Origin of the sequence: Actinoplanes sp. NPDC048967 (genome assembly GCF_040649415.1) — a bacterium.
Taxonomy (GTDB): domain Bacteria; phylum Actinomycetota; class Actinomycetes; order Mycobacteriales; family Micromonosporaceae; genus Actinoplanes.
Window position 1 is genome coordinate 1 of record NZ_JBEZFL010000016.1, and the last position, 21,765, is coordinate 21,765.

Sequence of the window (21,765 nt, forward strand, 5' to 3'; positions counted from 1 at the left end):
GTGGAGAGCGGGCTGAACGACGGCATCGTCACCCCGGTCGTGCTGGTCGCGCTGGCCGGTGCCGCGTCCGCTCACGGGCACGAGGGCGCCAACGCGGCCGAGGCCGTCCTGCAGCTGGCCGGCGGGGCGCTGATCGGTGCCGCTGTCGGTGCGGCCGGCGGATGGCTGCTGCGGGCGGCCGGCCGGCGCGGCTGGACGGACGACAGCTTCGCCGGGCCCGCGGTGCTGGCGCTGGCCCTGGGGGCGTACGCGGCATCCGTGGCCGCGCACGGCAACGGGTTCGTCGCCGCGTTCGCCGGTGGCATCGCGTTCGGTCATGTCGCCGGCCGCGGCGGTCCCCGAGAGGTGTTCTACGTGGAGGAGACGGCCGGCCTGGCGTCGCTGCTGGTCTGGCTGCTGTTCGGCGCGTTCGCGGTGCCGCTGCTGTACGGCCGGGTCGACCTCGCGCTGCTGCTGTACGCGGTGCTGAGCCTGACCGCCGTACGGATGGTCCCGGTCGCCCTGAGCCTGATCGGTACCCGCCTCGGCGGCCGTACCGTGGTGTTCATCGGCTGGTTCGGCCCGCGCGGCCTGGCGTCGGTGGTCTTCGCGCTGCTGGCGGTGGAGGAGCTGGGGGAGAGTGCCGCTCCGGCCGTCGCCGCCATCGTGCTGACCGTGCTGCTCAGTGTGGTGGCCCACGGCGTGAGTGCCGGTCCGGGCGCCACCCGGTTCGGTGCGCACACCTCGGCGGCCGGCGCCCCGGCGGCCGGTGAACCGGCGGCGGCCGCGCGGCTGCGGCGCTCATCGGGCGGACGTTCGTCCTGAGCGGGTCAGGATGCTTCGCCGGTGTCCTCGGTGGTGCGCCGCCAGCCCCGCGGCCGCCAGTTCTCCACCACCTTGGCCACCGCGGTCACCAGGAAGAGCTGGCCGATCAGGGCCTCCAGGACGGCGATGCTCTGCGCCGGGTTGGTCACCGGCACGAGGTCGCCGTAGCCGGTCGTGGTCATGGTGACGAAGCTGAAGAACAGCGCCTGGGACAGCGCCGGATCGCCGGCGTCACCGAACAACGGTCCCGGCTGCAGGGCCCCGACCAAGGCGTACGCGAAGCCGAACGCCATCCCGATGAGCAGGTACGCGGCCAGCGCCCCGAGCATCGTCTCCCGGTCGACCCGCCGGTGCACGCCGAGGTCGCGCACGATCGAGACCGGCGCGACCAGATAGAGGCCGCCGGCCGCCAGGAAGGTCAGCCCGGTGAGGGTGGTGCCCGGGGCGAACAGCGCGAACGCCGCCGCCACCAGGGCCAGCGCGACGACGGCGGCGGACACGGCCCGGACCACCGGCCGGGCCCGCGACACCCGTAACGCCTGCCACACCGTGCCGGTCTGCACGACCAGCAGCACCGTGGGCAGCCACCGGTCACCGGGCAGCAGCGCCAGCACGTAGGTGGCGACGATCAGCATCAGGACGAGGCCGTACCCGTGTCGCGGCGGCCGTCGCAGTGCGCCCCGCTCCATGCTGCCGGGCCGGTTCAGCGCGCCGGGTCGGGCGGCGACTGCGGATATTCCTCCTCGGGCAGCCGGCGCACCTCGATCAGGCGCAGGCCGAGCCCGTGCAGCCGAGAGATGAGCCCCACGACCGCGGACTGATCCGGCAGCGAGCCGTGCAGCACCGTCTCGGGCGGTTCCACGCTGACGGTCAGGTCGCGCAGCTCCGCCAGCAGTTCGGCCGGGATGACCCCGGACACCCTGACCTGGTACGACGCCTCAAGCATGAGCCCGGCCTCCGGGCCGCGTCCGCCGGCCCGTCATCCCGTGAACCTGCCGTTGCGCCGGAACTCGGCCTGCATCATGGCGATCTCCTCCCGGCCCGGGACGACGATCCGCGGATCCGGCGTGAAGTCGAGGTCGGGGTTGCGGTCCTTGTAGTCGACCGCGCCCAGGATGACCTTCATCGCGTTCAGCCGGGCCTGCTGCTTGTCGTTCGAGCGGACGATCACCCAGGGGGCCGCCCTGGTGCTGGTCCGCAGCAGCATCTCGTACTTGCGGTCGGTGAAGTCGTCCCAGCGGCTCTGCGCCTGCATGTCGATCTCGCTGAGCTTCCACCGGCGCAGCGGGTCGGTCAGCCGGCGCTCGAAGCGGCGGGCCTGGGTCTCCTTGGTGACGCTGAAGTAGAGCTTCACCAGCACCGTGCCCTGCCGCACCAGGTCCCGCTCGAAGCCGGTCACCCCGCGCAGGAAGTCCTGGTACTCCTTGCGGCTGCAGAAGCCGAAGACCCGTTCGACCATCGCGCGGTTGTACCAGCTGCGATCGAACAGCACGATCTCTCCGCCGATCGGGAACTGCGCCACGTACCGCTGGAAATACCACTGTGACCGTTGCTCCGCGCTGGGCCGGCCGAGCGCGACGACGCGGTAGTGCTTCTCGTTCATGTACCGGGTGACCCGGCGGATCGCGCCGCCCTTGCCGGCCGCGTCGCGCCCCTCGAAGAGCACGATCATGCGCAGGCCCTCGTCCTCGAGGTAGCGCTGGAGCTTGAGGAGTTCGACCTGCCACGGTCGCAGCTGACGATCGGATCTGAGCTTGCGCCTCAGTGCGGCCCGCTTGCGCCGCAACGCGGCAAGGTCCTGCATCGCCTCCTGATACGCCGATGGGATGTCCGCCGAGGGCGGTGACGAGGCCATCGTGCTCCTCCTTCTGCCGGCTGGTCCTCAGCCTGGGTCATCGCGGCGGCCGGTGGCTCATCCCGGGTGAGTGACGTCGGGGATGAGTCCCAGCGAGCGGGCCCGGCGGACCGCCTCGTTGCGCCGTCCCGCCGACAGCTTGCGCAGGATGCTGCGGACATGGGTCTTCACCGTGTTGACCGACACGTAGAGCGTCGCGGCGATCTCCTCGGTGGGCAGCAGCGCCGCCATGCTCTGCAGCACCTCCATCTCCCGGGGGCTCAGCGCTTCCACGATGACCAGGTCGTCGACGCCCGGCACCCGGTCGGTGCGGCCGCCGGTGGCCGGCGTCTCCCCGGCCCACGCCCGGTACTGCGCGGCGAGATCGTCGCCGACGATCCCGCTCAGGCGGCCCCGGACCAGGGCGACGTCGCGGCGCCGGCCCAGTGGGGTGGCAGCGCGTACGGCGTGCCGCAGAGCCAGGCGCGCCTCGTCCGCCTCGCCGAGCTGCTCGGCGATTCTCGCCCGGATGAGCCAGGCGTCCACGCAGACCGCCGGCGGCAGCCCGGCGACGGTCAGGACCGGGGTGAGGATCTCCGCGGCCTGCCCGGGCTCACCGCCGGCGGCGAGGGCCTCGGCCTGCAGCACGACGACGTCCGGCGGGTACGGCCGCGCGGTCCCGGCGACCGTCTCGAGCGCCTCGCCGGGGCGGCCCGCGCTGATCAGCAGGCGCCCGTGGGAGACGGTCAGCTCGCGGACGAGCCATTCGGGCAATGTCGTCCCGGGGGCCGCCCGGATCTGCGTGATCAGGCGTATCGCGCCGCGCAGATCGCCGCGGAACACCATCCGGCGGGACTGCACGAGTGCGGACACCGCGGCGGCGAGAGCGTCGTCGCACCCTCGGGGTGGCGGACCGATCGTCCGGAAGTGACGCGCAGCGTTCTCGACGTCGTCGCGTTCCACCGCCGCCCAGGCCAGGACCAGGCGGGCCACCCGGGCCGGCGCTGTGCCGTACCGGTCGGCGTCGTCGGTGGCCTCGGTGGCCAGCTTCTCGGCCTGCCGCAGCCGGCCCCGGTGGGCCTCGATCAGCGCGAGGTGCTGCCGGCAGTTGATCGTCAGGTCCTCGTAGCCCGGGGCCGGCGCGGCGACGACCTCCGTGAGGCAGGACACGGCCGTGTCGACCGCGCCGGCGTAGCTGTGCGCGATGCCCCGAGCGGCCAGCATCAGGGCGCGCAGCTCGGGGTGGGCCGCCGTCACCTCGGGCGGTGCCTGGGCCAGGGCCTGCTCGGTCGCCGGGCTCAGCTGCAGCACCTGCGCATGGTCGCCCCGGGTGGCCGCGAGCAGCACACCGAGGATCGAGTCGGCCAGCGCGAGCGCCTGGTTGTACTCCCAGTCGCGGCGGATGACGAGCTCCTGGGCGCGGGCGAGCTGGTGGGCGCACTGGTCGGTCGAGGCGTCGGCGAGAGCCAGCGCCGCTGACACAATGGCGGCCTCGGCGCTGGCGCAGTCCGGGGGGAGCTGGGCCAGCAGGGTGCCGAGCCGGCCGTTTCGTCCCTCGGTCACCAGGCGGCCGACCGCGTGGTGGTCGACGGCGATGGTGGCGGCCGCCGGCCAGTCCCGCGCCTCGACGGCGTGGCCGACGGCGTCGGCGGTCTGACCCCGTCCGGCCAGCCGGCGCGCCGCGTGGCTGTGCAGCTCCCGGGCCCGGCGCGGATCCTCGCACAGCAGCTGGGCGCGGAGCAGCTCGGCGAAGAGCGGGTGGAACCGGTACGCCGTGGAGTACTCGGCCACCGGCTGGACGAAGGCGTTGCGGCGCTGCAGGTCGACGAGCAGCCGCCGCGCGTCGGTCCGTCCGGTCACCGCCTCCGCGAGCTCCGGCGTGAACGTGTCCAGAATGCCGGCCTCCAGCAGGAAGCTCCGTACGTGCGCGGGCTGCCGGCGGAGCACCTCGTCGGCGAGGTAGGCGGCGACCCCGGATTCCGTGCCGGTGATGGTGCCGACGAGGTGGTCGGCGTCCGGCCTGCCCTGCAGGGCCAGGGCGAACAGCCGGAGGCCGGCGGCCCAGCCCTCGGTGTGCTCCAGCAGGGTGGCCAGCCCGGCCCGGCTCAGCTCGACGCCGTGCAGGGTGAGCAGTTCCTCGGCCTCACCGGCGGTGAAGGCCAGGTCCTCGGTGCGGATCTCGGCCAGCCGGCCGGCCAGCCGGTACCGGTGCAGCGGCAGCGGCGGATCCCAGCGTCCGATGATGATCAGCTTCAGCATCGGGCCGGCGTGCCGCAGCACGAATTCCAGTTCCGTGGCCCAGCGATCGCCCTCGATCAACCCCGTGCCGTCGAGCACCAGCAGCAGCGGCGCGGGCTGGGCGGCGAGCTCCGCGGAGAGCCGGACGAGGAACGACCGGTCGGCTCCGTCCGGGCCCGGGTCCGCGGCCGGTGACGGCGAGACGGGCACCCCCGCCCGGCGCAGCGCCGCCACGACATAGGCCCAGAAAGTCGCCGTTCCGCCGTCGTCGTGCTCGAGCGTGACCCAGGCGACGGCGTCCCGGCACCGGTCGTGCGCCCAGGAGGCCACCAGCTGGGTCTTGCCGCTGCCGGCCGGTCCCACCACCAGGGTCACCGGTACGTCGGCGCGGTCGGGCAGCGCGTCGAGCAGGCGGGGGCGGGCCACCAGGAAACGCGGCTGTGCCGGGATCTCGAACCGGGCCGGCATCAGTGGATCATCATCCGTCCCCGGACTGATGACGGGCGTGGGACGGGCGAGCTCGGCGCGCACGGGACCTCCTCGGGACGAACCCAATCACGGACCTGAATGCCTACCCTTCCGGATCTTCCGGGTGCCCACATCGTCCGAAACGGATTAGTCACCCGGTGCATCGGCCGGCTCAGACCGGCGTTTCGGTCTCCGCCTCCCGCATCCGGGGGTGGAACAACCCGAGCCGGTAGAGGCGCTCCAGCCGGCGGACCGTGAACGGATGGGAGCGCGGCAGCTGCGACACGGTGACCCAGAAACCCCTGAGCGACCGGCCCTGCCGGACCAGCTCGTCGACGTCGACGACCTGCTCGGTGTGCCGGCCCGAGGCCAGCAGCACCAGACCCGTCATGCCCGTCGGGGCCAGGTGGGCGCCGTGCCGGTCGCACGAGTACTCCCGCAGCCGGGACAGCGCCGGTCCCAGCAGCGGGATCCGCTCCGAGTAGGCGACCGCGAGCTGGTACCACAGCGAGACGTGGTGCAGCCGGATGTGACCGAGCTCGTGTCCCAGGATGAACCGCAGACCGTCGCGATTGTTGTGGTACAGGTTCACGAAGAGCTCGTTGGACAGCACGACGTAGTCGTGTCCGGTGGCCTGGGCCGCGAAAGCGTTCAGCGCGCCGTTGCCGTTGCCGAGGTAGATCTGCGGGCGCCGGCGCAGCCCGAGACGACGGGCGAAGGCGTCCGCCGTCCGGTAGAGCTCCGGATACTGCCGCGGGGACAGTTCGACCGCTGTCCCGCGGGTCGACGCCCGCTGAGTCTCGCGGATCACGATCAGCGTGGGGACCAGCAGCAGCAGGCCGAGCAGCGCGCTGCGGACGGTGGTGGACCAACCGGTGTCCTGGAGCCGCTCGGGCAGGCCCGGCAGCAGCACGGCGGCCTGCACGATGAGGCCGACGATGACCAGGTTGAGCACCACCATGAAGATGAAGAACGGCAGCTCGGCGGGGTGCCGCAGCCGGCCGGCGGGAAGAGTGTTCTGCTTGGACGTCGACACAGCGATCCTCCTGTTTCGGTTGTGCCGCCGAGCGTGCGCTGCCGGGCCCGCCCGCGGCCTCACCCCGCCGAGATGAGGCCCGTGCGCCCGCCCCGGCCGGAGAATGCCGGCAGGCCGGTGAGCTGCGACGGAGGTGGCCGTGCTCGTCATCGCACACCTGTCCGACCTGCACCTGGGGGCGCACGATCCGGCCGCGGTGGCCTCCGTGGCGGCCGACGTCACCCGGGTGTCTCCCACGCTGACGGTGGTCACGGGTGACCTCTCGATGCGGGCCCGGGCCGGGCAGTTCCGCCTGGCCCGGGCCCTGCTCGACCGGCTGCCGGCGCCGCTGCTGGTGGTGCCCGGCAACCACGACGTGCCGCTGGTCAGCACCGACCGGCTGGTGGGGCCGTACCGGCGCTACCGACGGCTGATCCACCCGGACCTCGATCCCGTGCTGCGGCTGCCCGGCGTGACCGTGATCGGGTTGCACACCAGCCCGCCGTGGCGGTGGAAGAGCGGACGGGTGTCGCGGCAGCAGAGCGAAGCGGTCGTCGCGGTGCTCGGTTCGGCTCCGGCCGGCACGGTCCGCGTGCTCGCGTTGCATCACCCGCCGCGGGCCGGCGGCCTCGCCCGGATGGCCGGGCGGACCCGGCTGATGCGGGCCATCGGGGCCGCCCGGGTGGACCTGATCCTGGCCGGGCACACCCATGTGCCCCGGGCGGATCTCGTACGGCTGGACGGCACGGCCCACGAGCCGGTCGAGGTGGTGGCCGGCACCGCCGTCAGCCGGCGTACCCGCGGCACCGGTCGCTCGTGGACGGTGGTCCGCGTGGACCGCACCACCGTCGTGGTCGAGGAACGGCTGCAGACCGCCGGCGGGTGGCGGACCGGAAGCGTACGGCGTTTCGCCCGGCCGGCCTGAGTCAGCGCGCGGTCCGCACGACCGCGGTGCCCGCCACCTTGTCATGGACAGCCTGCCGCCGGCGGTCCACCAGGGCCCACCCCGCGCCGATCGGGAAGTACGCCAGGACCAGGGCCCGCAGCAGCGCCACCGGCCACGACAGCCGGCGGCGGCGGGTGGCCACGACCCGCAGCCCCAGCACCGCCATCCCCGGGGTCCGGCCGGCCAGCGCCCAGAACGCGGCGCAGTACGTCGCCAGCAGGGCCGGCAGCAGCACCAGGCCGGCCGAGGCGACGGCGAGGGCCGCGTCGTGCAGCCGCGCCCCCAGCACAGAGGTGATCATGGCGGCTGCGGCGGCGGCCGCCGTGGCCAGGGCGGCGACCACGAAGGCGTCCAGCAGGTACGCGACGGCCCGGCTGACCGGACCGGCGTACTCCCGCACGGCCGGGGTGCTCATAGGTCGAGCGGCGGTCCGGGCTCGGCGCGGTTCCCGCGGCGGAACACCCGGAAGCTCATCCGGTCGACCGCCGTGTCGCCGGCCTGCGCGCCGGACCGCAGGCGTCCGACCAGCTCGTCGACCATGTTCTCGCGCTGGCCCCGGATGAGCGTCTGGATCCGCTCGGGCTCCTTCTCCAGCAGCAGCAGGACGTCGTCGAGGACGGCGAGCACCACCGGCCGCAGGATCCGCTCGAGCTGGCCGTCCACGACGCGGTCGATGATCGGAGCGGTCGCGACCGTGGACATCGCGCTCCGGGCCGTCTCCTCGGCCCGCCGCCGCCACCGGGTCCGTTCCGAGGCGCCCCGCTGGGCGAGCCGGTCCAGGTGCCGGCGCAGCACGGCGGCCGCCTCCGTCGTGGCGCTCTGAGCCGTGAAGGCGGCGCCCACCATGGTGTCACCCCACCGCGGCAACGTTCGCCGGGCCGCCGGTTGAGCGGTGCCCGCCGGCGAGTCCGCCGGGGACAGGGAAGCCGAGTACGGATCCGTGCTGGTCATGCCCTCACGATGCGCCGCCGTGCGCGCCGGACGCGCCACCCGCAACGGATGACCGGGCCCCCGCCCGGAGCAGACACGCCGATGCAGCCGGACAGCGGTGCTCCGGCTGCATCTGTGCGGTCGACGGTCAGCGGCGGCGGCGCGACACCCGGCGTGCTGTGCGGCGTGCTGTGCGCCGGGCCACCCGGCGGGATCCGAACATGTTCCTACCTCCTTCTGCGGTCGTGGCGGACGCCTACCGGGCGCCCGCCGTTTCGAGGTCGTGCAGCTCCTGGGCCTCCGCGGCGGTGGTCAGCCCGATCCCGACGAGGTCGAGGGGACTGATGAAGCCGTCGTTGAGGCGGAAGCCGCCGGCCCGGGCGATGGCATCGCGCAGCGGCACGGCCCAGTGGTGCTCGATGAGCAGCAGTGCCGCGGCGGAGTCGTCGGGGATGTCGGCGAGAATGTCCCAGGCGTCCTCGTCGCTGAACGCCTTGAGCCCGGCCACGGCGGCCTGGGCCCCGGCGGTGGCGCCGGCCTGCATGCCGGCCTCGCCGTCGATGCCGAGCCCGATCAGCGCGCCGATCTTGCTGCCCAGCTCGATGGCTTCCGGCGTGGTCAGGTTGCTCAGGTGCTCGACCTCGACGTCGCCGCGGGCGTTCTTGTAGACGGCGAGGGCGTCGATGACGCGGACGGTGTCACTCTGCCGCAGCTTCTCGAGCTCGGCGATGACCTCGCCGTGGAAATCGGGGTGCGTGAAACCCAGCACGATCAATTGAACCGGTCCGATGGCCATCTGCCACTCCTTCGCTGATCGGACGGAAGGCGGGGCCATGGCGTACGCGGTCCGGCCGTGACCCACCCGTAGCCGATCCTTCAGCCGGACGCCCGGTCGGCGCCTCATCCGGCGCGGGTGACGCCGGTGGGGTGACGCGGGTGCGGGGCCGCCCCGCGGCGCCGGGGCACCGGCGCAGCTTCATTCGCCCGGAATGAGGTCCGCCCCCCGGCCGGCGTGGCTGACTGGTGCCGACGCCGGGGACGACGCCGGCCGTGCAGATCAGCGAAGGGATGTGTTCGAATCATGGCAACACTTGTCGCCATCGGTTACCCCGACGAGACGACCGCGACAGCCGCGTCGCTGGAGGCCCAGAGCCTCGCCAAGGACCTCATCATCCAGCCCGACGCCATCGCGGCCATCAGTCGCGACCGGGAGGGCAAGTTCCACGTCACCACCAACCATCACCAGGTGGCCGGCGGCGCTTCCTGGGGGATGTTCTGGGGGCTGTTGTTCGGCGTGCTGTTCTTCATCCCGTTCCTCGGGATGGCGGTGGGCGCCGGGCTCGGAGCGCTGATGGGCAAGATGACCAAGGGCGCGATCAACAAGGAGTTCCAGGCCCAGGTGCGCGACATGCTCGAGCCCGGGACGTCGGCGTTGTTCCTGGTGGTCGAGCACGTCACGCCGGACAAGGCCGTCGAGGGCCTGGCCCGGTTCGGCGGCACGGTGCTCAAGTCGTCGCTGCCCAAGGAGACCGAGGCGGAACTGCAGGCAGCCCTGCACGGCGACGGCGCGCCGGCCGAACCGGCGGCCACCGCCAACCTGTGATCAGCGGTCCGTCACCGGCTCCGGCTCCGCCGTGGAGCTGAGCCGGCGGCGGACCACCGGGATGCCGGCCCCGCGGACGTACGTAGGCCGGCCGGCCGCTGCCGCGGTGTTCATCCCCGCGAGATGACGCGCCACCGGACTGCGGAAGTGAGGCTCGGCCCATGAAACGGATGACCACCCGGATCGCCGCCGTGACAGCGGTGGCGCTCGTCCTCGGCGGCTGCGGCACGGATCAGCCGCCGGTGTGCGACAGCCTCGTCGCTGTCCAGACGACGATGCATCAGGTCCGCAACGCGAACGTGGCGGAGAACGGCCTGGCCCCGTTGCAGGCCGGCCTCCGGCAGCTGAAGGCCGATGTCGGCGTGCTGCTCACCGAAGCCTCCGCGCAGTTCGGGCCGGAGGCCGACATGGTGCGGACCGCCGCCGACCAGGTCTCGACCAGCGTCGCCGCGGCCCGGCAATCGCCCGACGTGGCTCACCTCGCCGAGGTCCGGACCACGCTGGGCGCCCTGCGGTCGAGCCTGCAGGTCCTCGGCGACGCCATGTCCGGCACCTGCTGAGCCGGGGAGGGACGCCATGAACGGCAGCGGTCCGGCGCCGACCACGCCCTACCCGGGCGTCGAGCGGAGCACGGCCACGGCGTGGGCCGGCTGGGTGCTGCTGGGCGCGCTCATGTTCGTCATGCTCGGTGCCGTTCACCTCGGCACCGGCCTGGTGGCGCTCGCCCGGCCCGAGGTGCTGGCCGGGGGACGCGCCGATCAGTTGCTGCCCGTGAGCATGGACGCCCTGGCCTGGTTCCACATCGTCCTCGGCGCCACAGCGGTGATCGTCGGTGTCGGCCTGGTCCGCGGGCACGGCTGGGCCCGTCTGGCCGCGGTGCTCCTGGCCGGCGTGGCCGCGCTGGTCAACTTCGCCTTCATCGCCGTCTGGCCCGCGGTGTCCATCATCGCCCTCACCATGATCACCGTGGTCACCTACGCGGTGGCCGTGCACGGGGCCGAGGTCGCCGACGCGTACGGCGAGACCTGACAAGGAGAGCACATGTGGGGCAGGCGGATGGTCAGCCAGCTGCCGTGGCGCCGGGTTCCGCTACGCCGCGGGTCGGACACGATCCAGGTGTGGCTCACCCTGGCCGTCATCCTGGCGGCGTTCCTGGTCGTGCCGTGGGTCGCCTGGTGGACGGCGAGCACGACGTACGGCACCGAGCGACGCGCGAACGAGTGGGCGGCCGGGCACAGCTACGCGGCGACCGCGGTCCTCGTACGGGATGCCACCACCGCCCGCCCGGCCGCCGGCGACCCGGAGCTGCCGGGCCCCGAGCACGTGCTGGTGCCGGCGCGCTGGACCGGTCCCGGCGGCAGCGTGGTCGTCGGCACGATCCCGGTCGAGGTCGGCACGCGGGCCGGCACCACCGTGGCCGTCTGGGTCGACGAGCGCGGAGCCCTGACCTCACCGCCCCGCCGGCACAACCCCGTTCTGAACGCCTCGGCGGCGGCGGCCGCCGCGGTCAGCGTCGTGGTCGTCCTGCTGGCCGGCGTCCGGCGCGCTGTCGTCCGGCACCTCGATCGCCGCCGGTTGCGCTCGTGGGACGCGGAATGGCAGATCGTCGGCCCGGGCTGGAGCAGGCGATGACCGGGCCGCGGGAACAGCCGACGGGTGCCGCCCGGTGGATGCCCGGGGTACGGGCCGTCACCACCTACCGCCGGCGCTGGCTGGCCAAGGACGTCGTCGCCGGCCTGGTGCTGTCGAGCCTGCTGGTCCCGCAGGGCATGGCGTACGCCGAACTCGCCGGCCTGCCCCCCATCACCGGCCTGTACACCACGGTTTTCGGCCTGCTCGCCTACGCGGTCTTCGGCGCCTCGCGGGTCCTGGTGGTCGGGCCCGACTCCTCGCTCGGACCGATGATCGCCGCGGTGCTCATCGGCACCCTCGGCTCGGGCGGCGACCCGGCCGTGGCCATCGGCCTGGCCTCGATACTCGCTCTGCTGGTCGGCGTGACCATGGCCGTGGCCGGCATCGCCAAACTCGGCTTCATCGCCGACCTGCTCTCCAAACCCACTCAGATCGGCTACATGAACGGCCTGGCCGTCACCATCTTCGTCAGCCAGCTGCCGAAACTGTGCGGGTTCTCGGTCGACGCCGAAGGGCTGGTCCGGGAGGCGACCGGCTTCGTGCGGGGGCTGGCGGACGGCGACGCCGTGCCGGCCGCCTGCGTGGTCGGCCTGGTCACCCTGACGATCATCGTGGCGCTGCAACGCTGGCTGCCCAAGGTGCCCGCCGTCCTGCTCGCCGTGGCCGCCGCGATCGGCACGACCTCGTTGCTGGACCTGGGCGAGCACGGCGTGGACCTGGTCGGGCCGCTGCCGGCCGGCTTCCCGCCCTTCACCGTGCCACACGCGTCCTGGTCCCAACTCGTGCTGCTGCTGGCCGGCGCGGTCGGCATCACGATCGTCTCGCTGACCGACACGATCTCCACCGCGTCGTCGTTCGCCGCCCGCACGGGCCAGGAGGTCCGCGCCGACCAGGAGATGATCGGGGTCGGCGCGGCCAACGTCGCGGCGTCCTTCTTCCAGGGCTTCCCCGTCAGCACCAGCGGCTCGCGCACCGCGGTCGCCGCGCAGTCCGGGGCCCGCACCCAGCTGACCGGGGTCGTCGGCGCCGCCGTCATCCTGGTCATGCTGGTGCTGACCCCCGGCCTGCTGCGCAACCTGCCGCAGCCCGCGCTCGCCGCCGTGGTGATCGCCGCGTCCCTGTCACTGGCCGACGTCCCCGGCGCGGTACGGCTCTGGCGCCGCCGCCGCCTGGAGTTCCTGGTCTGCCTCACCGCGTTCCTCGGCGTGGCGCTGCTCGGGGTCCTGCCCGGCATCGCTGTCGCGGTCGGCCTGTCGGTGCTCAACGTGTTCCGGCGGGTGTGGTGGCCGTACCAGACAGAGCTGCGCCGGGCGGCGGACGTGCCCGGCTACCACGACGTGCGCTCGTACCCGGACGCCGAGCACCTGCCCGGGCTGGTGCTGTACCGCTTCGACGCACCGCTGATCTTCGCCAACGCCCGGGTCTTCCGCGACCAGCTCCGGCGCCTGGCCCGCACCGACCCGCAGCCGGTCTGGATCGTGCTGGCGGCCGAACCCGTCACCGACGTCGACACCACCGCGGCGGACATGCTCGGACCGCTGGTGGCCGAGCTCCGGGAGCGGGGCACGACCCTGGTGTGGGCCGAGCTCAAGGATCCGGTACGGCGCAAACTCGATCGTTACGGCCTGACCGAGTCCATCGGACCCGAGCACTTCTTCGCGACCCTGGACGAGGCCGTCGCCGCGTACCGGGCGCGTACCGGTGAGGTCTGGACGGCGGCAGGCGCATGACCCGGTTCCCCCGCTGCGGATGATGACCCGTCGCGCGTACCCGGGTTTGCTCGGCATGGCGATCGCGCCGCAGCGTACGGGTAGATGCCGGGAGGCCAGCATGACCGAGACATCCGCACAAGCCGGCAGCGACACAGCGGTCAGCTGGCCGAGCGCCACCGCCGAGCTCCGGTCGATCCCGGTCCCGTGGGGGACCGTGCTGGCCACCGGCATTCTCGGCATCGCCTTCGGCGCCGCGGTGCTCCTCTGGCCCGACGTCTCGCTGCGGGTCATGTCGGCCCTCGCCGGGGTGTGGCTGCTCCTGGCCGGGGTGGCGCGGATCATCGGCGCGTTCCTGCCCGGCAGCGGAAGCATCGTGCGGCACATCTTCTCCGGGATCGTCGGCGTCGTGGTCCTCATCGCGGGCCTGATCTGCCTGCGCGACCTGGTGAGCCGGCTCGCCGTGCTGGCTCTGCTGTTCGCGGTGACCTGGGTCCTCAGTGGCCTCACCGAGATCCTGCTCGGCCTGCAACGCCGGGGACCGGCCCGCCTGGCCCTGATCTTCGTCGGCCTGGTGTCCTTCGCCGCCGGCGTCGTCTTCCTGCTGGCCCCCGACGTGTCCCTGGCGACGCTGGTGATCCTGACCGGCCTGAGCAGCCTGGTCGTCGGCATCTCCGAGGTCGTGCTGGCCCTGGTGCTGCGCCGGGCGGCCGGGAAGCCGGACCCGGCGATCGGCTGATCAGGTCACCGGGCCGGCAGCGCCCGGCAGTAGACGTCACCGGCGTTGGCCTCGTGGGGGAGGGCCATGATCTGGTCGGCCATGGTCTGCGGGGTGACCCACTCGCCGAGTTCCAGCCGCATGCTTTCCCCCATGGCCCGGTTGCAGAGCACGGCCCCCGACGCTGCTGTCCGGTCCAGGCAGCGTTGTGCCACGTCGCGCTGGATCGTCGTGAACTCGAAGGACAGGGCCGGCAGGCGGTGGCTGAGGCCGGACAGGACCACATCCTCGTAGCCCTCGACGTCGATCTTCACGAAGGCGGGGGTTCCGTAGCGCTCGATCAGCCCGTCGAGGGTCACGGCCGGCACCCGCATCTCGGCGTCCCAGACCTCCTGATGCCAGCCGCCGGCGTTGTCGGCCGCCGCCACGAACTCCGTCGACGCGGTGGTGACCGTGGGGTTGGCGGAGTTGACGAAGAGCAAGACCGGTTCCTCGGACGCACCGCACACAGCCTCGATGAGGATCACATCCGCGTCGTCGGCGTAGATCTCCCGGATGGCGCGGGCGCACAGCGGCTGGGGCTCGACGGCGACCACCTTCGCCCCCAGCCGCCGGAAGCTGCCGATCCGGTCGCCGACGTGGGCCCCGATGTCGAACACCAGGTCGCCGGGCCGCACGAACTGCGCGTACAGGGCGTCCATCGCCGCGTCCTGGCCCGTGTCGCCGTAGTAGTAGTCCAGCGAGCGGCGGATCGCGGCGTACGCGGGATCGGTCTTGAGTGTCGCTGCACGAGCAATCTGAGTCATGCCTGCCCGCCGGCCGTGGCGAGGCTGCGCCGGCTCCGGAGCCACACCACATCCGTCCCGAAGGACCAGGTCAGGAAGCCCAGCGCCAGTGCCACGACGATCTGTGCCTGCCAGACGGGAAGCAGATCGGCGCTGGCGACAACCAGGACAGCACCCTGCAGGGCGGCGATGACCTTGCGCACCATCCGCGGCGGCAGTGAGCCCCGCAGCCACGGCCAGGCCCAGGACGCCGCGACGAACGCGTACCGGAAAAGGCCGATCGCGGCCACCCACCAGCCGAGCGAGCTGGCGACGAACAGGCTGAGGATGAGCACGAGGACGGAGTCGGCCTCCATGTCGAAGCGGGCACCGAACGCCGACGTGGTCTTCGTGCGCCGGGCCACCTGACCGTCGACCGCGTCCAGGGCGGCCGCGACCGCGGCCAGGCCGACCAGCGTCATCAGCATCGTGCGGCCGGCCAGCGCCTCCGCCACCAGCGCGGCGACGCCACCGGTCAGGGCGAGGCGGACCAGGGTGATCGTGTCCGCCGGCCCCCAGCTGCGCGCCCCGGTCCGGCGGATCCCCTCGGCCAGCACGGACCAGGCCAGTACGCCGAACGCCACGCCAGTCGCCCAGCCGATCGCACCCAGTCCCACGGTCGCCGCCAGCGACATGATCACACCGGCCTGCACGGCGGCGCCGAGCCCGGCCGGATGGATCTGCAGGGTCATCTCGCGACGGGCGAGAAGCGTCATGTGTTCCTCCTGATGAGCGCGCGCCGGAGCGCGCGCATGGTGGCCGTCTCTCTCAACACGGCTCACAGCAGCGATCGGTTCATCCCGCACTACCCCTGGGCGATCGGCTGAAGCATCACCGCCCTCGATGCCCGGACCGGTCAGGTTCCTTCGGCGCGGTCCTCGGGCGGCAGGGTGTGCCAGATGTCGAACGCCACCGACGCGGCCCCCGGCGCGTCGCCGGCCGCGATCAGCTCGATCAGCCGCGTGTGCAGCTCGACGGACGCGTGGCCGTCCCTGCCGAAGCGCAGCCGCTCCGCCCGGCGGACGAGGGGGTCGAACTGGTCGAGCACGGTCTCGATCGCGCGATTGCCGAGCACGGTGACCGGGACCCGGTGGATCTCCTCGTCGGCGTCCAGGGCCGCGTCGATGTCGCCGGAGTCCACCGCCGCGGCGAAGCGGCGGTTGGCCTCCCGCATGCGAGCGATGTCGTCCGCGCCGAGCCGGCCGGCCGTCTGGCGCACGGCCAGTTCGTGCATGGCCGCGATGACGTCGCGGGCATCCCGCACCGCCGGCGAGTCGATGGTGCTGACTCTGGTCGACCGTCCCGGCAGAGCCACCACCAGGCCGCTGGCCCCGAGGCGCAGCAGGGCCTCGCGTACCGGGGTGCGGCTCACCCCCAGCCATGCTGCGAGCTCGCCGTCCTTGAGCTGCTCGCCGGGCTGGAAGGTGCCGTCGACGATGGCGTCGCGCAGGCGCCGGTAGACATCGTCGCGCAGCAATGAGCGGTCCACGGCGGGGCCGCCCGAGGGAATCGGCATGCACCATATTGCACACAGTGTGCGATTTCGCGCAATGATGGCGCGCCTTGTCGTCGTCTTCTGCACGCAATATATTGCATAGAGGCGGCGGGAGCCGGTCCGGCGATGGAAGGAAGAGCCTCATGAGCACCACCGGTCAGGAGATCAAGAACGTCGTGCTGGTGCACGGCGCGTTCGCCGACGGCTCGGGCTGGCGCGGCGTCCACGACAAGCTGACCGCCCGGGGCTACCGGGTCTCAATCGTGCAGATTCCGCTCACCTCGCTGGCGGACGACGTCGCGGCGACCACGAGGGTGCTCGACCGGCAGAACGGCCCCGCCATTCTGGTCGGCCATTCCTGGGGCGGCACGGTCATCACCGAGGCCGGCCTGCACCCGAGCGTCGCCGGGCTGGTCTACGTGTCGGCGCTGGCCCCCGACGCGGGCGAGACCACCGCCCAGCAGTACGAGGGCTTCGGCCCGACGCCCGACTTCGTCATCGACGTGGGCGCGGACGGATACGGCTTCCTCGACCACGACAAGTTCAAGGCCGGCTTCGCGGCGGACACCAGCGACGCCGAGGCCGCGTTCCTGCGCGACGCCCAGGTGCCCATCAACATGGCGGTGTTCGGCACGCCGGTGAAGAACGCCGCCTGGCGCGACAAGCCGAGCTGGGCGGTCATCGCGACGGAGGACCGGGCGTTCGATCAGGCCATGCTCCAGCACATGGCCAAGCGCGCCGGCGCGACGATCACCACCGTCCCGGCCAGCCACGCCCTGTACCTGACGCAGTCCGGCGTCGTCTCCGACGTCATCGCCACCGCGGCGCAGAACGCCGCCGGCGGCGCTCGCTGACGGGCGGTCCGCCGATCAGCGGCGGCGGCATCCCCGGTGGGTGCCGCCGCCGTGGCGTGTCAGGGCTATCGCCAATAGCTCGATCAACTGTATATTGGCCGCCATGGCGGGCCTGCGGAGACCGAGCTTTCTGATCCTGTCGGCGCTCGCCCTCGGCCCGCTCCACGGGTACGCGGTGATCAAGGAAGTGGAGCGGCTGTCGGCGGACAGCGTGCACCTCGCCGCCGGCACGCTGTACGCGGCGCTCGACCGGCTCACCGACGAGGGCCTGATCGAGGTCGACCACGAGGAGACCGTCGAGGGCCGGCTCCGCCGCTACTACCGGCTGACCGTTGCGGGCACCGCCGCGCTGGCCGCCGAGGCCGAGCAGATGCGCCGCGACGCCCGGATGGTGGCTCAGCGGCTGCGCGGTGCGGGTCCCGCCGGTGCCCCCCGCCCCGCCTGACGACGCGAACGGCGGACACCCCGAAGGGACCGACATGCCCGACGACCTCCGGACCACGCTGCTGGCTCGCCGATACCGCCGGTGGCTGCTGGCGTACCCCCGGGCCTACCGGCGCGAGCGCGGCCCGGAGATCCTCGCGACGCTGCTCGACGCCGCTGATCCCGGCCGATCCCGTCCGCCCGCCCGCGAGGCGGCCCTGTTGCTGCGGCACGGACTCGGCCGGCGCGTCGCCGAGGCCGGGCGCCGGGCTTTCGTGGTCGCGGCAGTCGCTGCGGTGCTCGGTGGGCTCAGCGGCATCGCGCTCGGTTCGTGGCTGGCCTGGCGCGACGTGGACAGGATGGCGCCGGACCGGGCCACCGCGGTCAGCTTCGCGCATGCGGTGCTGCCGGGCGCCTTCGGGGACGCCGCCGACAACTACGGGCGGAGCACCTTCTGGAACCCGTACAGCAACAACAGCCTGCACGGTGGCACCGGCGTACGGGTCGGCAGGACCTCGGTGACCGGCACCGTGCCGCCGCCCGGCGGCCCGGAGCAGGTCGCTGCGGCCGTGCGGCAGCAGCTGAACGCCCAGGGTTGGCGCGACGTGCGCACCAAGGTCGTGCGTAACGGCACCTCGCCACCGGTGAGCGTCGAGGTGACCGGCACACGCGCCGGATATCTCGCCGCAGTGCAGATCACCCCGGACCTGAGCTTCGACCTGATGTGGGCCGAGCCGCCCGGCCACCGGCGCGACACCATCCTCGGCGGACTGGCCGGCGCCCTGCTCGGCGCCCTGTTCGGGCTGGTCACCTCGATCCGCGTGCGCCGCTACGGCCGGGGCCGGCAGCGGGCCTACTCGGGGCTCTGCGTCGCCACGCTGCTGCTGCTCACCCCGGCGTGCCTGGGCAACATCCCGACCTCGACCGGCTCGCTGCTGGCCAACACCAACCGCAACGGCACCGGGCCCTCGGTGTACTGGGGCGGCTTCGTGATCTACGGGGCCGAGCCGCTGGCCATCCTGTCCCTGCTGCCGATCCTGGCCGTCATCGTCACCTGCGCCTGGCCCCGACCCGCGACCGCGCGCACGTCCACCACGGCCTGAGCCCTACCGCGCGGCCAGCCCTTCGAGGATCAGGGTGCAGACGACGTCGAGCTCGTGCTCGATGCCCGGGGCCGTCCATCCGCTCGCCAGGCCGGGGTGGTGGAAGTGGGTGGTGGCGGTGAAGACGGCCCGGGCGGTCCCGGCCGGGTCGGCACCGCCGAACGAGCCGTCGGCCATGCCGTCGGCGAGGATGGCTTCGAGCTGGCCCAGGAGGTCGGCCACGTGGTCGACCGCCGCGGTGCTGTCCTCGGTGACCAGAATCTTGTAGGCGGCGAACAGCTCCGGATCGTCGTGCGCCTTGGCCCGTTTCGCGGCCAGCAGGGCGGCGAGCCAGGAGCGCAGCCGCTGGGGCGGTGCGACCGCCGGGTCGCGTGAGATGGCCGCCAGGGCATCACGATCGCGGTTGAGCCAGCGCCGGGCGACCGCCTCGCGCAGCGCCGTCTTGGACGGGAAGTGCTTGTAGACGGCGGCATGGCTGACCCCGAGGGCCTTACCGACGTCGACGACCGTCGCCTTGGCCGGCCCGTGGCGGCGCAGCACTTCCTCGGTGGCCGACAGGATCGCCTCGGCATCCAGGGGGCCGCTCGTCCGCATCGCCTGAGCATACCGAGCCGCACCGCGTCTTGTTACAGGTTTCAGATTCTGTAGACTGAAACCATGACCATTCTGGTGACCGGTGCCCGTGGACATGTCGGCGCCGCGGTGCTGAACGAGTTGGTGGCGGCGGGAGTGCGAGTCCGCGCGTCCAGCCGTACCCCGAGGCCGGGCGACTTCCCGCCGGGTGTCGAGGTGGTGCCGGCCGACCTGGACGATCCGGCGACGCTGCCGCGGGCTCTGGCCGGCGTGCGCAAGGTCTTTCTGTACGCCCATCCGGAGACCGCGCCGGAGTTCGCGGCAGCAGCCCGCCGGGCCGGCGTCGAGCACGTGGTCCTGCTGTCGTCCTACACGGTGATGGCGCCGGAACCGGCGTCCCATCCGATCGCGGCGCGGCACCTCGCGGTGGAGCGCGCCCTGGACGAGGCCGGGCTCGCCCGGACCTTTGTGCGACCGGGCTACTTCGCCACCAATTCGCTGCGCTGGCGGTCGATCCGGCACGAGCGCGTGCTGCGGACGGCATTCCCGGACGCGACGACCGCGCCGGTCCACGAACGTGACATCGCCGCGGTGGCCGCGCGGGCCTTGCTGGCCGACGCCGGGAACGCGGCCTATCCGGTGCTGGGGCCGGGGCCGGTGACCATTCGCGAGCAGGTCGCCGCTGTCGCCGAGGCGATCGGCGAGCCGGTGCGGCTGGCGGAGGTGGACGTCGAGACGTACCGGGCCGATCTGCTGACGCAGTTGCCGGCGCCGCTGGTCGAGATGGTGCTTCGGGCCGGCGGCAGCGTCCCGCAGCTGCCCGCGGACGTGGCCGTTGACGCGGTGCCTGAGCTGCTGGGCCGGCCCGCGCTGACGTTCGCCGAATGGGCCCGCGACCACGCCGACGATTTCCGCTGACCGGATTCCGCGGAGCGCAAGGACTCCGTACCAACTGCGCACTGGTGATGACCGCTGTTCTTTCCTAGCTTCGGATCCGGAAGCCGGGCCGGGACGCGCGGTTTCGCCGGTGCCGGTGGGAGCGGAGGAGGAACTGCCGTGATCGACTGGGTCGGGCTCACCGAGTCGCTGGCGTCGTCCTCCTGGCTGTACCTGATTCTGCTGTCGGTGTCCCTGCTCGACTCGTTCCTGCCGTTGATCCCCAGCGAACCCGTCATCATCATCGCCGGCGTGCTGGCCGCCACCGGGGTCACCAGCCTGACGCTGGTCATCGCGGCCACCGCGCTCGGTGCCTTCCTGGGCGACCAGATCCCGTACGCGTTCGGCCGGCGGTTGAGTCTCGCCCTGGAGAAGCGGCTGCCGCCGGGCACCAGACGGCGGGCCACCCATGACTGGGTCAGCCGGCATCTGCACACGCGCGGCGGGTTCATTCTGGTGAGCACCCGGTTCATCCCGGTCGGGCGGTACCTCGTGACCATCACCGCGGGCACGGTCCGGTACGACTACCGCAACTACGTGCTGTTCACGATCATCGGCGGTACGGCCTGGAGCGCCTACACCGTGCTGACGGGCTATGTCGGTGGTGTGCTCTTCCAGGACAACGCGTTGCTGGCCTTCGGGGTGGGACTGGGGCTCGCGGTGCTGCTGTCCGGTGCGCTGGAGCTGATCCGGCGTGCGAGCATCCGCCGGAGCGGGGTCACGGACGTCCCGGAGCGATGACCCGGCGGATGCGGTCGCGGAGCCACTGGTGCGTACGGTCGCTGTCGTTGCGGGGATGCCAGGCCATCCCGATCGTCGGGGCCGGCAGGCTCAGCGGCAGCTCGAAGGTGTGCAGCCCGAGCGCGGTGACGGTGTCGCGCCCGGCGCGGGCCGGCGCGATGCAGACGACGTCGGTCGCGCGGGCCAGGAACAGCGACGCCGCATAGGTCGGCACCACGGCGACGACCTTGCGGGTGAGCCCGAGCTCGTCGAGGCGGTCGTCGATCGGTCCGCGCCGCCGGCCGCGGCGGGAGACGGCGACGTGGTCGGCCGCGGCGAACTGCCGGACCGTCACCTTCGCCCGGCGCGCCAGCGGATGCTCCGGCCGGACCACGCCGACCAGCGTCTCGGTGAACAGGGGCTCGCTGTGCACCTCGGGATCGTGCCGGCCGAGGATGCCGACGTCGAGATCGATCAGGCCGTCGCGCATCCCGGTGTCGTCGATGCCCTCCGGTCGCAGCCGCAGGGTGATGCCCGGTGCCTCGGCGCGGACGTCGGTGATGAGTTGCGCGGTCACCGTCATCGAGAAGATGTCGGACATGCGCAGGTCGAAGATGCGTACCGTGTGGGCCGGATCGCTTGCCGGCGAGGGTTCGAAGAGCACCCGGGCCCGCTGCATCACGTCGTGCACCTCGCCGCGCAGTTCGAGCGCGCGGCGGGTGGGCACCATGTCGCGTCCGGCCCGGACCAGCAGGGGGTCGCCCAGCAGGCGGCGCAGCCGGGCCAGCGATCTGCTCATGGCCGGCGGCGAGGTGTGCAGCCGGGCCGCGGCGGCGGTGACACTGTTCTCCGTCAGCAGCGCGTCGAGCGCCACCATCAGGTTCATGTCCAGCATTTCCACTTCCGGATTATCACAGGTGGAATGGCCCGATACCAAAGA

At 72.7% G+C, this 21,765-nt stretch carries 26 protein-coding genes; 13 read left to right on the forward strand and 13 right to left on the reverse strand.

What is annotated here, in order from left to right; all coding sequences use genetic code 11:
- On the forward strand, positions 1-804 hold an 804-nt coding region (locus AB0C12_RS42225), incomplete at its 5' end, for a cation:proton antiporter (RefSeq protein ID WP_360556673.1).
- 5 nt (positions 805-809) lie between these two features.
- Here AB0C12_RS42225 and AB0C12_RS42230 read toward each other — a convergent pair.
- The 5 genes from AB0C12_RS42230 to AB0C12_RS42250 all read right to left on the reverse strand — a co-directional run bounded on the left by AB0C12_RS42230 (position 810) and on the right by AB0C12_RS42250 (position 6,380).
- Positions 810-1,439 carry a potassium channel family protein gene (locus AB0C12_RS42230; protein ID WP_360556675.1) on the reverse strand — a complete coding sequence of 210 codons (630 nt, stop codon included), beginning with the start codon at positions 1,437-1,439 and terminating at the stop codon, positions 810-812.
- A gap of 68 nt (positions 1,440-1,507) precedes the next feature.
- On the reverse strand, positions 1,508-1,750 hold the full coding sequence (locus tag AB0C12_RS42235) for a hypothetical protein (RefSeq protein ID WP_360556677.1): 243 nt from the start codon (positions 1,748-1,750) through the stop codon (positions 1,508-1,510).
- Between the two features lie 33 nt (positions 1,751-1,783).
- Entirely contained in the window at positions 1,784-2,659 is an 876-nt protein-coding gene (ppk2, locus tag AB0C12_RS42240; RefSeq protein WP_360556678.1) for a polyphosphate kinase 2, read from the reverse strand.
- 57 nt (positions 2,660-2,716) lie between these two features.
- Positions 2,717-5,344 (reverse strand): LuxR C-terminal-related transcriptional regulator, encoded by a 2,628-nt coding sequence (locus tag AB0C12_RS42245; RefSeq protein ID WP_360556680.1) that lies wholly within the window; start codon positions 5,342-5,344, stop codon positions 2,717-2,719.
- Between the two features lie 172 nt (positions 5,345-5,516).
- On the reverse strand, positions 5,517-6,380 hold the full coding sequence (locus AB0C12_RS42250; protein WP_360556681.1) for a M48 family metallopeptidase: 864 nt from the start codon (positions 6,378-6,380) through the stop codon (positions 5,517-5,519).
- A 139-nt stretch (positions 6,381-6,519) separates the two neighbouring features.
- Between AB0C12_RS42250 and AB0C12_RS42255 the strand changes: the two genes are divergently transcribed.
- Positions 6,520-7,284: a metallophosphoesterase gene (locus AB0C12_RS42255; protein WP_360556682.1), complete on the forward strand. Its 765-nt coding sequence runs from the start codon at positions 6,520-6,522 to the stop codon at positions 7,282-7,284.
- Between the two features lies 1 nt (position 7,285).
- Here the strand turns inward: AB0C12_RS42255 and AB0C12_RS42260 are convergent, their stop codons facing one another.
- The 3 genes from AB0C12_RS42260 to AB0C12_RS42270 form a co-directional block, all read right to left on the reverse strand.
- The gene (locus AB0C12_RS42260) at positions 7,286-7,720 is read right to left on the reverse strand and encodes an RDD family protein (RefSeq protein ID WP_360556683.1); all 435 of its coding nucleotides are present in this window, start codon (positions 7,718-7,720) and stop codon (positions 7,286-7,288) included.
- Positions 7,717-8,256: a hypothetical protein gene (locus AB0C12_RS42265; protein WP_360556684.1), complete on the reverse strand. Its 540-nt coding sequence runs from the start codon at positions 8,254-8,256 to the stop codon at positions 7,717-7,719. The genes AB0C12_RS42260 and AB0C12_RS42265 overlap by 4 nt, the downstream gene beginning before the upstream one ends.
- Positions 8,257-8,491: 235 nt before the next feature.
- Positions 8,492-9,031: a hypothetical protein gene (locus AB0C12_RS42270; protein ID WP_360556686.1), complete on the reverse strand. Its 540-nt coding sequence runs from the start codon at positions 9,029-9,031 to the stop codon at positions 8,492-8,494.
- 285 nt (positions 9,032-9,316) lie between these two features.
- Between AB0C12_RS42270 and AB0C12_RS42275 the strand changes: the two genes are divergently transcribed.
- The 6 genes from AB0C12_RS42275 to AB0C12_RS42300 all read left to right on the forward strand — a co-directional run bounded on the left by AB0C12_RS42275 (position 9,317) and on the right by AB0C12_RS42300 (position 13,918).
- Positions 9,317-9,838, forward strand: a complete 522-nt coding sequence (locus AB0C12_RS42275; protein WP_360556687.1) for a DUF1269 domain-containing protein — start codon at positions 9,317-9,319, stop codon at positions 9,836-9,838.
- Between the two features lie 161 nt (positions 9,839-9,999).
- A complete protein-coding gene (locus AB0C12_RS42280) occupies positions 10,000-10,398 on the forward strand; it encodes a hypothetical protein (protein ID WP_360556689.1) in 399 nt (132 codons plus the stop codon).
- Positions 10,399-10,414: 16 nt separating this feature from the next.
- Positions 10,415-10,867, forward strand: a complete 453-nt coding sequence (locus AB0C12_RS42285; protein WP_360556691.1) for a hypothetical protein — start codon at positions 10,415-10,417, stop codon at positions 10,865-10,867.
- Positions 10,868-10,879: 12 nt separating this feature from the next.
- Positions 10,880-11,470 (forward strand): hypothetical protein, encoded by a 591-nt coding sequence (locus AB0C12_RS42290; RefSeq protein ID WP_360556693.1) that lies wholly within the window; start codon positions 10,880-10,882, stop codon positions 11,468-11,470.
- The gene (sulP, locus tag AB0C12_RS42295) at positions 11,434-13,200 is read left to right on the forward strand and encodes a sulfate permease (RefSeq protein WP_360556695.1); all 1,767 of its coding nucleotides are present in this window, start codon (positions 11,434-11,436) and stop codon (positions 13,198-13,200) included. The genes AB0C12_RS42290 and sulP overlap by 37 nt, the downstream gene beginning before the upstream one ends.
- A 100-nt stretch (positions 13,201-13,300) precedes the next feature.
- Positions 13,301-13,918 (forward strand): DUF308 domain-containing protein, encoded by a 618-nt coding sequence (locus tag AB0C12_RS42300; RefSeq protein ID WP_360556696.1) that lies wholly within the window; start codon positions 13,301-13,303, stop codon positions 13,916-13,918.
- A gap of 5 nt (positions 13,919-13,923) precedes the next feature.
- Here AB0C12_RS42300 and AB0C12_RS42305 read toward each other — a convergent pair whose 3' ends face one another.
- From AB0C12_RS42305 to AB0C12_RS42315, 3 genes are all read right to left on the reverse strand, one after another.
- A complete protein-coding gene (locus tag AB0C12_RS42305; protein ID WP_360556697.1) occupies positions 13,924-14,703 on the reverse strand; it encodes an FkbM family methyltransferase in 780 nt (259 codons plus the stop codon).
- Positions 14,700-15,437: a CDP-alcohol phosphatidyltransferase family protein gene (locus tag AB0C12_RS42310; protein WP_360556698.1), complete on the reverse strand. Its 738-nt coding sequence runs from the start codon at positions 15,435-15,437 to the stop codon at positions 14,700-14,702. The genes AB0C12_RS42305 and AB0C12_RS42310 overlap by 4 nt, the downstream gene beginning before the upstream one ends.
- A gap of 140 nt (positions 15,438-15,577) precedes the next feature.
- On the reverse strand, positions 15,578-16,237 hold the full coding sequence (locus AB0C12_RS42315; protein ID WP_360556699.1) for a GntR family transcriptional regulator: 660 nt from the start codon (positions 16,235-16,237) through the stop codon (positions 15,578-15,580).
- Between the two features lie 122 nt (positions 16,238-16,359).
- On the opposite strand from AB0C12_RS42315, the gene AB0C12_RS42320 reads away from it, so the two are divergent.
- The 3 genes from AB0C12_RS42320 (at position 16,360) to AB0C12_RS42330 (ending at position 18,596) form a co-directional block, all read left to right on the forward strand.
- On the forward strand, positions 16,360-17,070 hold the full coding sequence (locus tag AB0C12_RS42320; protein ID WP_360556701.1) for an alpha/beta hydrolase: 711 nt from the start codon (positions 16,360-16,362) through the stop codon (positions 17,068-17,070).
- Positions 17,071-17,173: 103 nt separating this feature from the next.
- Entirely contained in the window at positions 17,174-17,515 is a 342-nt protein-coding gene (locus tag AB0C12_RS42325; RefSeq protein ID WP_360556703.1) for a PadR family transcriptional regulator, read from the forward strand.
- A gap of 34 nt (positions 17,516-17,549) precedes the next feature.
- Complete coding sequence (locus AB0C12_RS42330) at positions 17,550-18,596, forward strand: hypothetical protein (RefSeq protein WP_360556705.1); 1,047 nt, start codon at positions 17,550-17,552, stop codon at positions 18,594-18,596.
- A 3-nt stretch (positions 18,597-18,599) separates the two neighbouring features.
- Here the strand turns inward: AB0C12_RS42330 and AB0C12_RS42335 are convergent, their stop codons facing one another.
- Positions 18,600-19,190: a TetR family transcriptional regulator gene (locus tag AB0C12_RS42335; protein WP_360556707.1), complete on the reverse strand. Its 591-nt coding sequence runs from the start codon at positions 19,188-19,190 to the stop codon at positions 18,600-18,602.
- Between the two features lie 63 nt (positions 19,191-19,253).
- Between AB0C12_RS42335 and AB0C12_RS42340 the strand changes: the two genes are divergently transcribed.
- Positions 19,254-20,087: an NAD(P)H-binding protein gene (locus AB0C12_RS42340; RefSeq protein WP_360556709.1), complete on the forward strand. Its 834-nt coding sequence runs from the start codon at positions 19,254-19,256 to the stop codon at positions 20,085-20,087.
- Between the two features lie 138 nt (positions 20,088-20,225).
- Complete coding sequence (locus AB0C12_RS42345; protein WP_360556710.1) at positions 20,226-20,846, forward strand: DedA family protein; 621 nt, start codon at positions 20,226-20,228, stop codon at positions 20,844-20,846.
- Here AB0C12_RS42345 and AB0C12_RS42350 read toward each other — a convergent pair.
- Positions 20,824-21,720: a LysR family transcriptional regulator gene (locus AB0C12_RS42350; protein ID WP_360556867.1), complete on the reverse strand. Its 897-nt coding sequence runs from the start codon at positions 21,718-21,720 to the stop codon at positions 20,824-20,826. The genes AB0C12_RS42345 and AB0C12_RS42350 overlap by 23 nt on opposite strands.
- Positions 21,721-21,765 lie beyond the last annotated feature (45 nt).

What these genes read in the sequence shown, in the direction of transcription:
- AB0C12_RS42230 (WP_360556675.1), bottom strand. Translation starts at nt 1,439, where the DNA reads ATGCTGATCGTCGCCACCTACGTGCTGGCGCTGCTGCCCGGTGACCGG.
- AB0C12_RS42235 (WP_360556677.1), bottom strand. Translation starts at nt 1,750, where the DNA reads ATGCTTGAGGCGTCGTACCAGGTCAGGGTGTCCGGGGTCATCCCGGCC.
- ppk2 (WP_360556678.1), bottom strand. Translation starts at nt 2,659, where the DNA reads ATGGCCTCGTCACCGCCCTCGGCGGACATCCCATCGGCGTATCAGGAG.
- AB0C12_RS42245 (WP_360556680.1), bottom strand. Translation starts at nt 5,344, where the DNA reads ATGCCGGCCCGGTTCGAGATCCCGGCACAGCCGCGTTTCCTGGTGGCC.
- AB0C12_RS42260 (WP_360556683.1), bottom strand. Translation starts at nt 7,720, where the DNA reads ATGAGCACCCCGGCCGTGCGGGAGTACGCCGGTCCGGTCAGCCGGGCC.
- AB0C12_RS42265 (WP_360556684.1), bottom strand. Translation starts at nt 8,256, where the DNA reads ATGACCAGCACGGATCCGTACTCGGCTTCCCTGTCCCCGGCGGACTCG.
- AB0C12_RS42270 (WP_360556686.1), bottom strand. Translation starts at nt 9,031, where the DNA reads ATGGCCATCGGACCGGTTCAATTGATCGTGCTGGGTTTCACGCACCCC.
- AB0C12_RS42275 (WP_360556687.1), top strand. Translation starts at nt 9,317, where the DNA reads ATGGCAACACTTGTCGCCATCGGTTACCCCGACGAGACGACCGCGACA.
- AB0C12_RS42280 (WP_360556689.1), top strand. Translation starts at nt 10,000, where the DNA reads ATGAAACGGATGACCACCCGGATCGCCGCCGTGACAGCGGTGGCGCTC.
- AB0C12_RS42285 (WP_360556691.1), top strand. Translation starts at nt 10,415, where the DNA reads ATGAACGGCAGCGGTCCGGCGCCGACCACGCCCTACCCGGGCGTCGAG.
- AB0C12_RS42290 (WP_360556693.1), top strand. Translation starts at nt 10,880, where the DNA reads ATGTGGGGCAGGCGGATGGTCAGCCAGCTGCCGTGGCGCCGGGTTCCG.
- sulP (WP_360556695.1), top strand. Translation starts at nt 11,434, where the DNA reads ATGGCAGATCGTCGGCCCGGGCTGGAGCAGGCGATGACCGGGCCGCGG.
- AB0C12_RS42300 (WP_360556696.1), top strand. Translation starts at nt 13,301, where the DNA reads ATGACCGAGACATCCGCACAAGCCGGCAGCGACACAGCGGTCAGCTGG.
- AB0C12_RS42305 (WP_360556697.1), bottom strand. Translation starts at nt 14,703, where the DNA reads ATGACTCAGATTGCTCGTGCAGCGACACTCAAGACCGATCCCGCGTAC.
- AB0C12_RS42310 (WP_360556698.1), bottom strand. Translation starts at nt 15,437, where the DNA reads ATGACGCTTCTCGCCCGTCGCGAGATGACCCTGCAGATCCATCCGGCC.
- AB0C12_RS42315 (WP_360556699.1), bottom strand. Translation starts at nt 16,237, where the DNA reads ATGCCGATTCCCTCGGGCGGCCCCGCCGTGGACCGCTCATTGCTGCGC.
- AB0C12_RS42320 (WP_360556701.1), top strand. Translation starts at nt 16,360, where the DNA reads ATGAGCACCACCGGTCAGGAGATCAAGAACGTCGTGCTGGTGCACGGC.
- AB0C12_RS42325 (WP_360556703.1), top strand. Translation starts at nt 17,174, where the DNA reads ATGGCGGGCCTGCGGAGACCGAGCTTTCTGATCCTGTCGGCGCTCGCC.
- AB0C12_RS42330 (WP_360556705.1), top strand. Translation starts at nt 17,550, where the DNA reads ATGCCCGACGACCTCCGGACCACGCTGCTGGCTCGCCGATACCGCCGG.
- AB0C12_RS42335 (WP_360556707.1), bottom strand. Translation starts at nt 19,190, where the DNA reads ATGCGGACGAGCGGCCCCCTGGATGCCGAGGCGATCCTGTCGGCCACC.
- AB0C12_RS42340 (WP_360556709.1), top strand. Translation starts at nt 19,254, where the DNA reads ATGACCATTCTGGTGACCGGTGCCCGTGGACATGTCGGCGCCGCGGTG.
- AB0C12_RS42350 (WP_360556867.1), bottom strand. Translation starts at nt 21,720, where the DNA reads ATGCTGGACATGAACCTGATGGTGGCGCTCGACGCGCTGCTGACGGAG.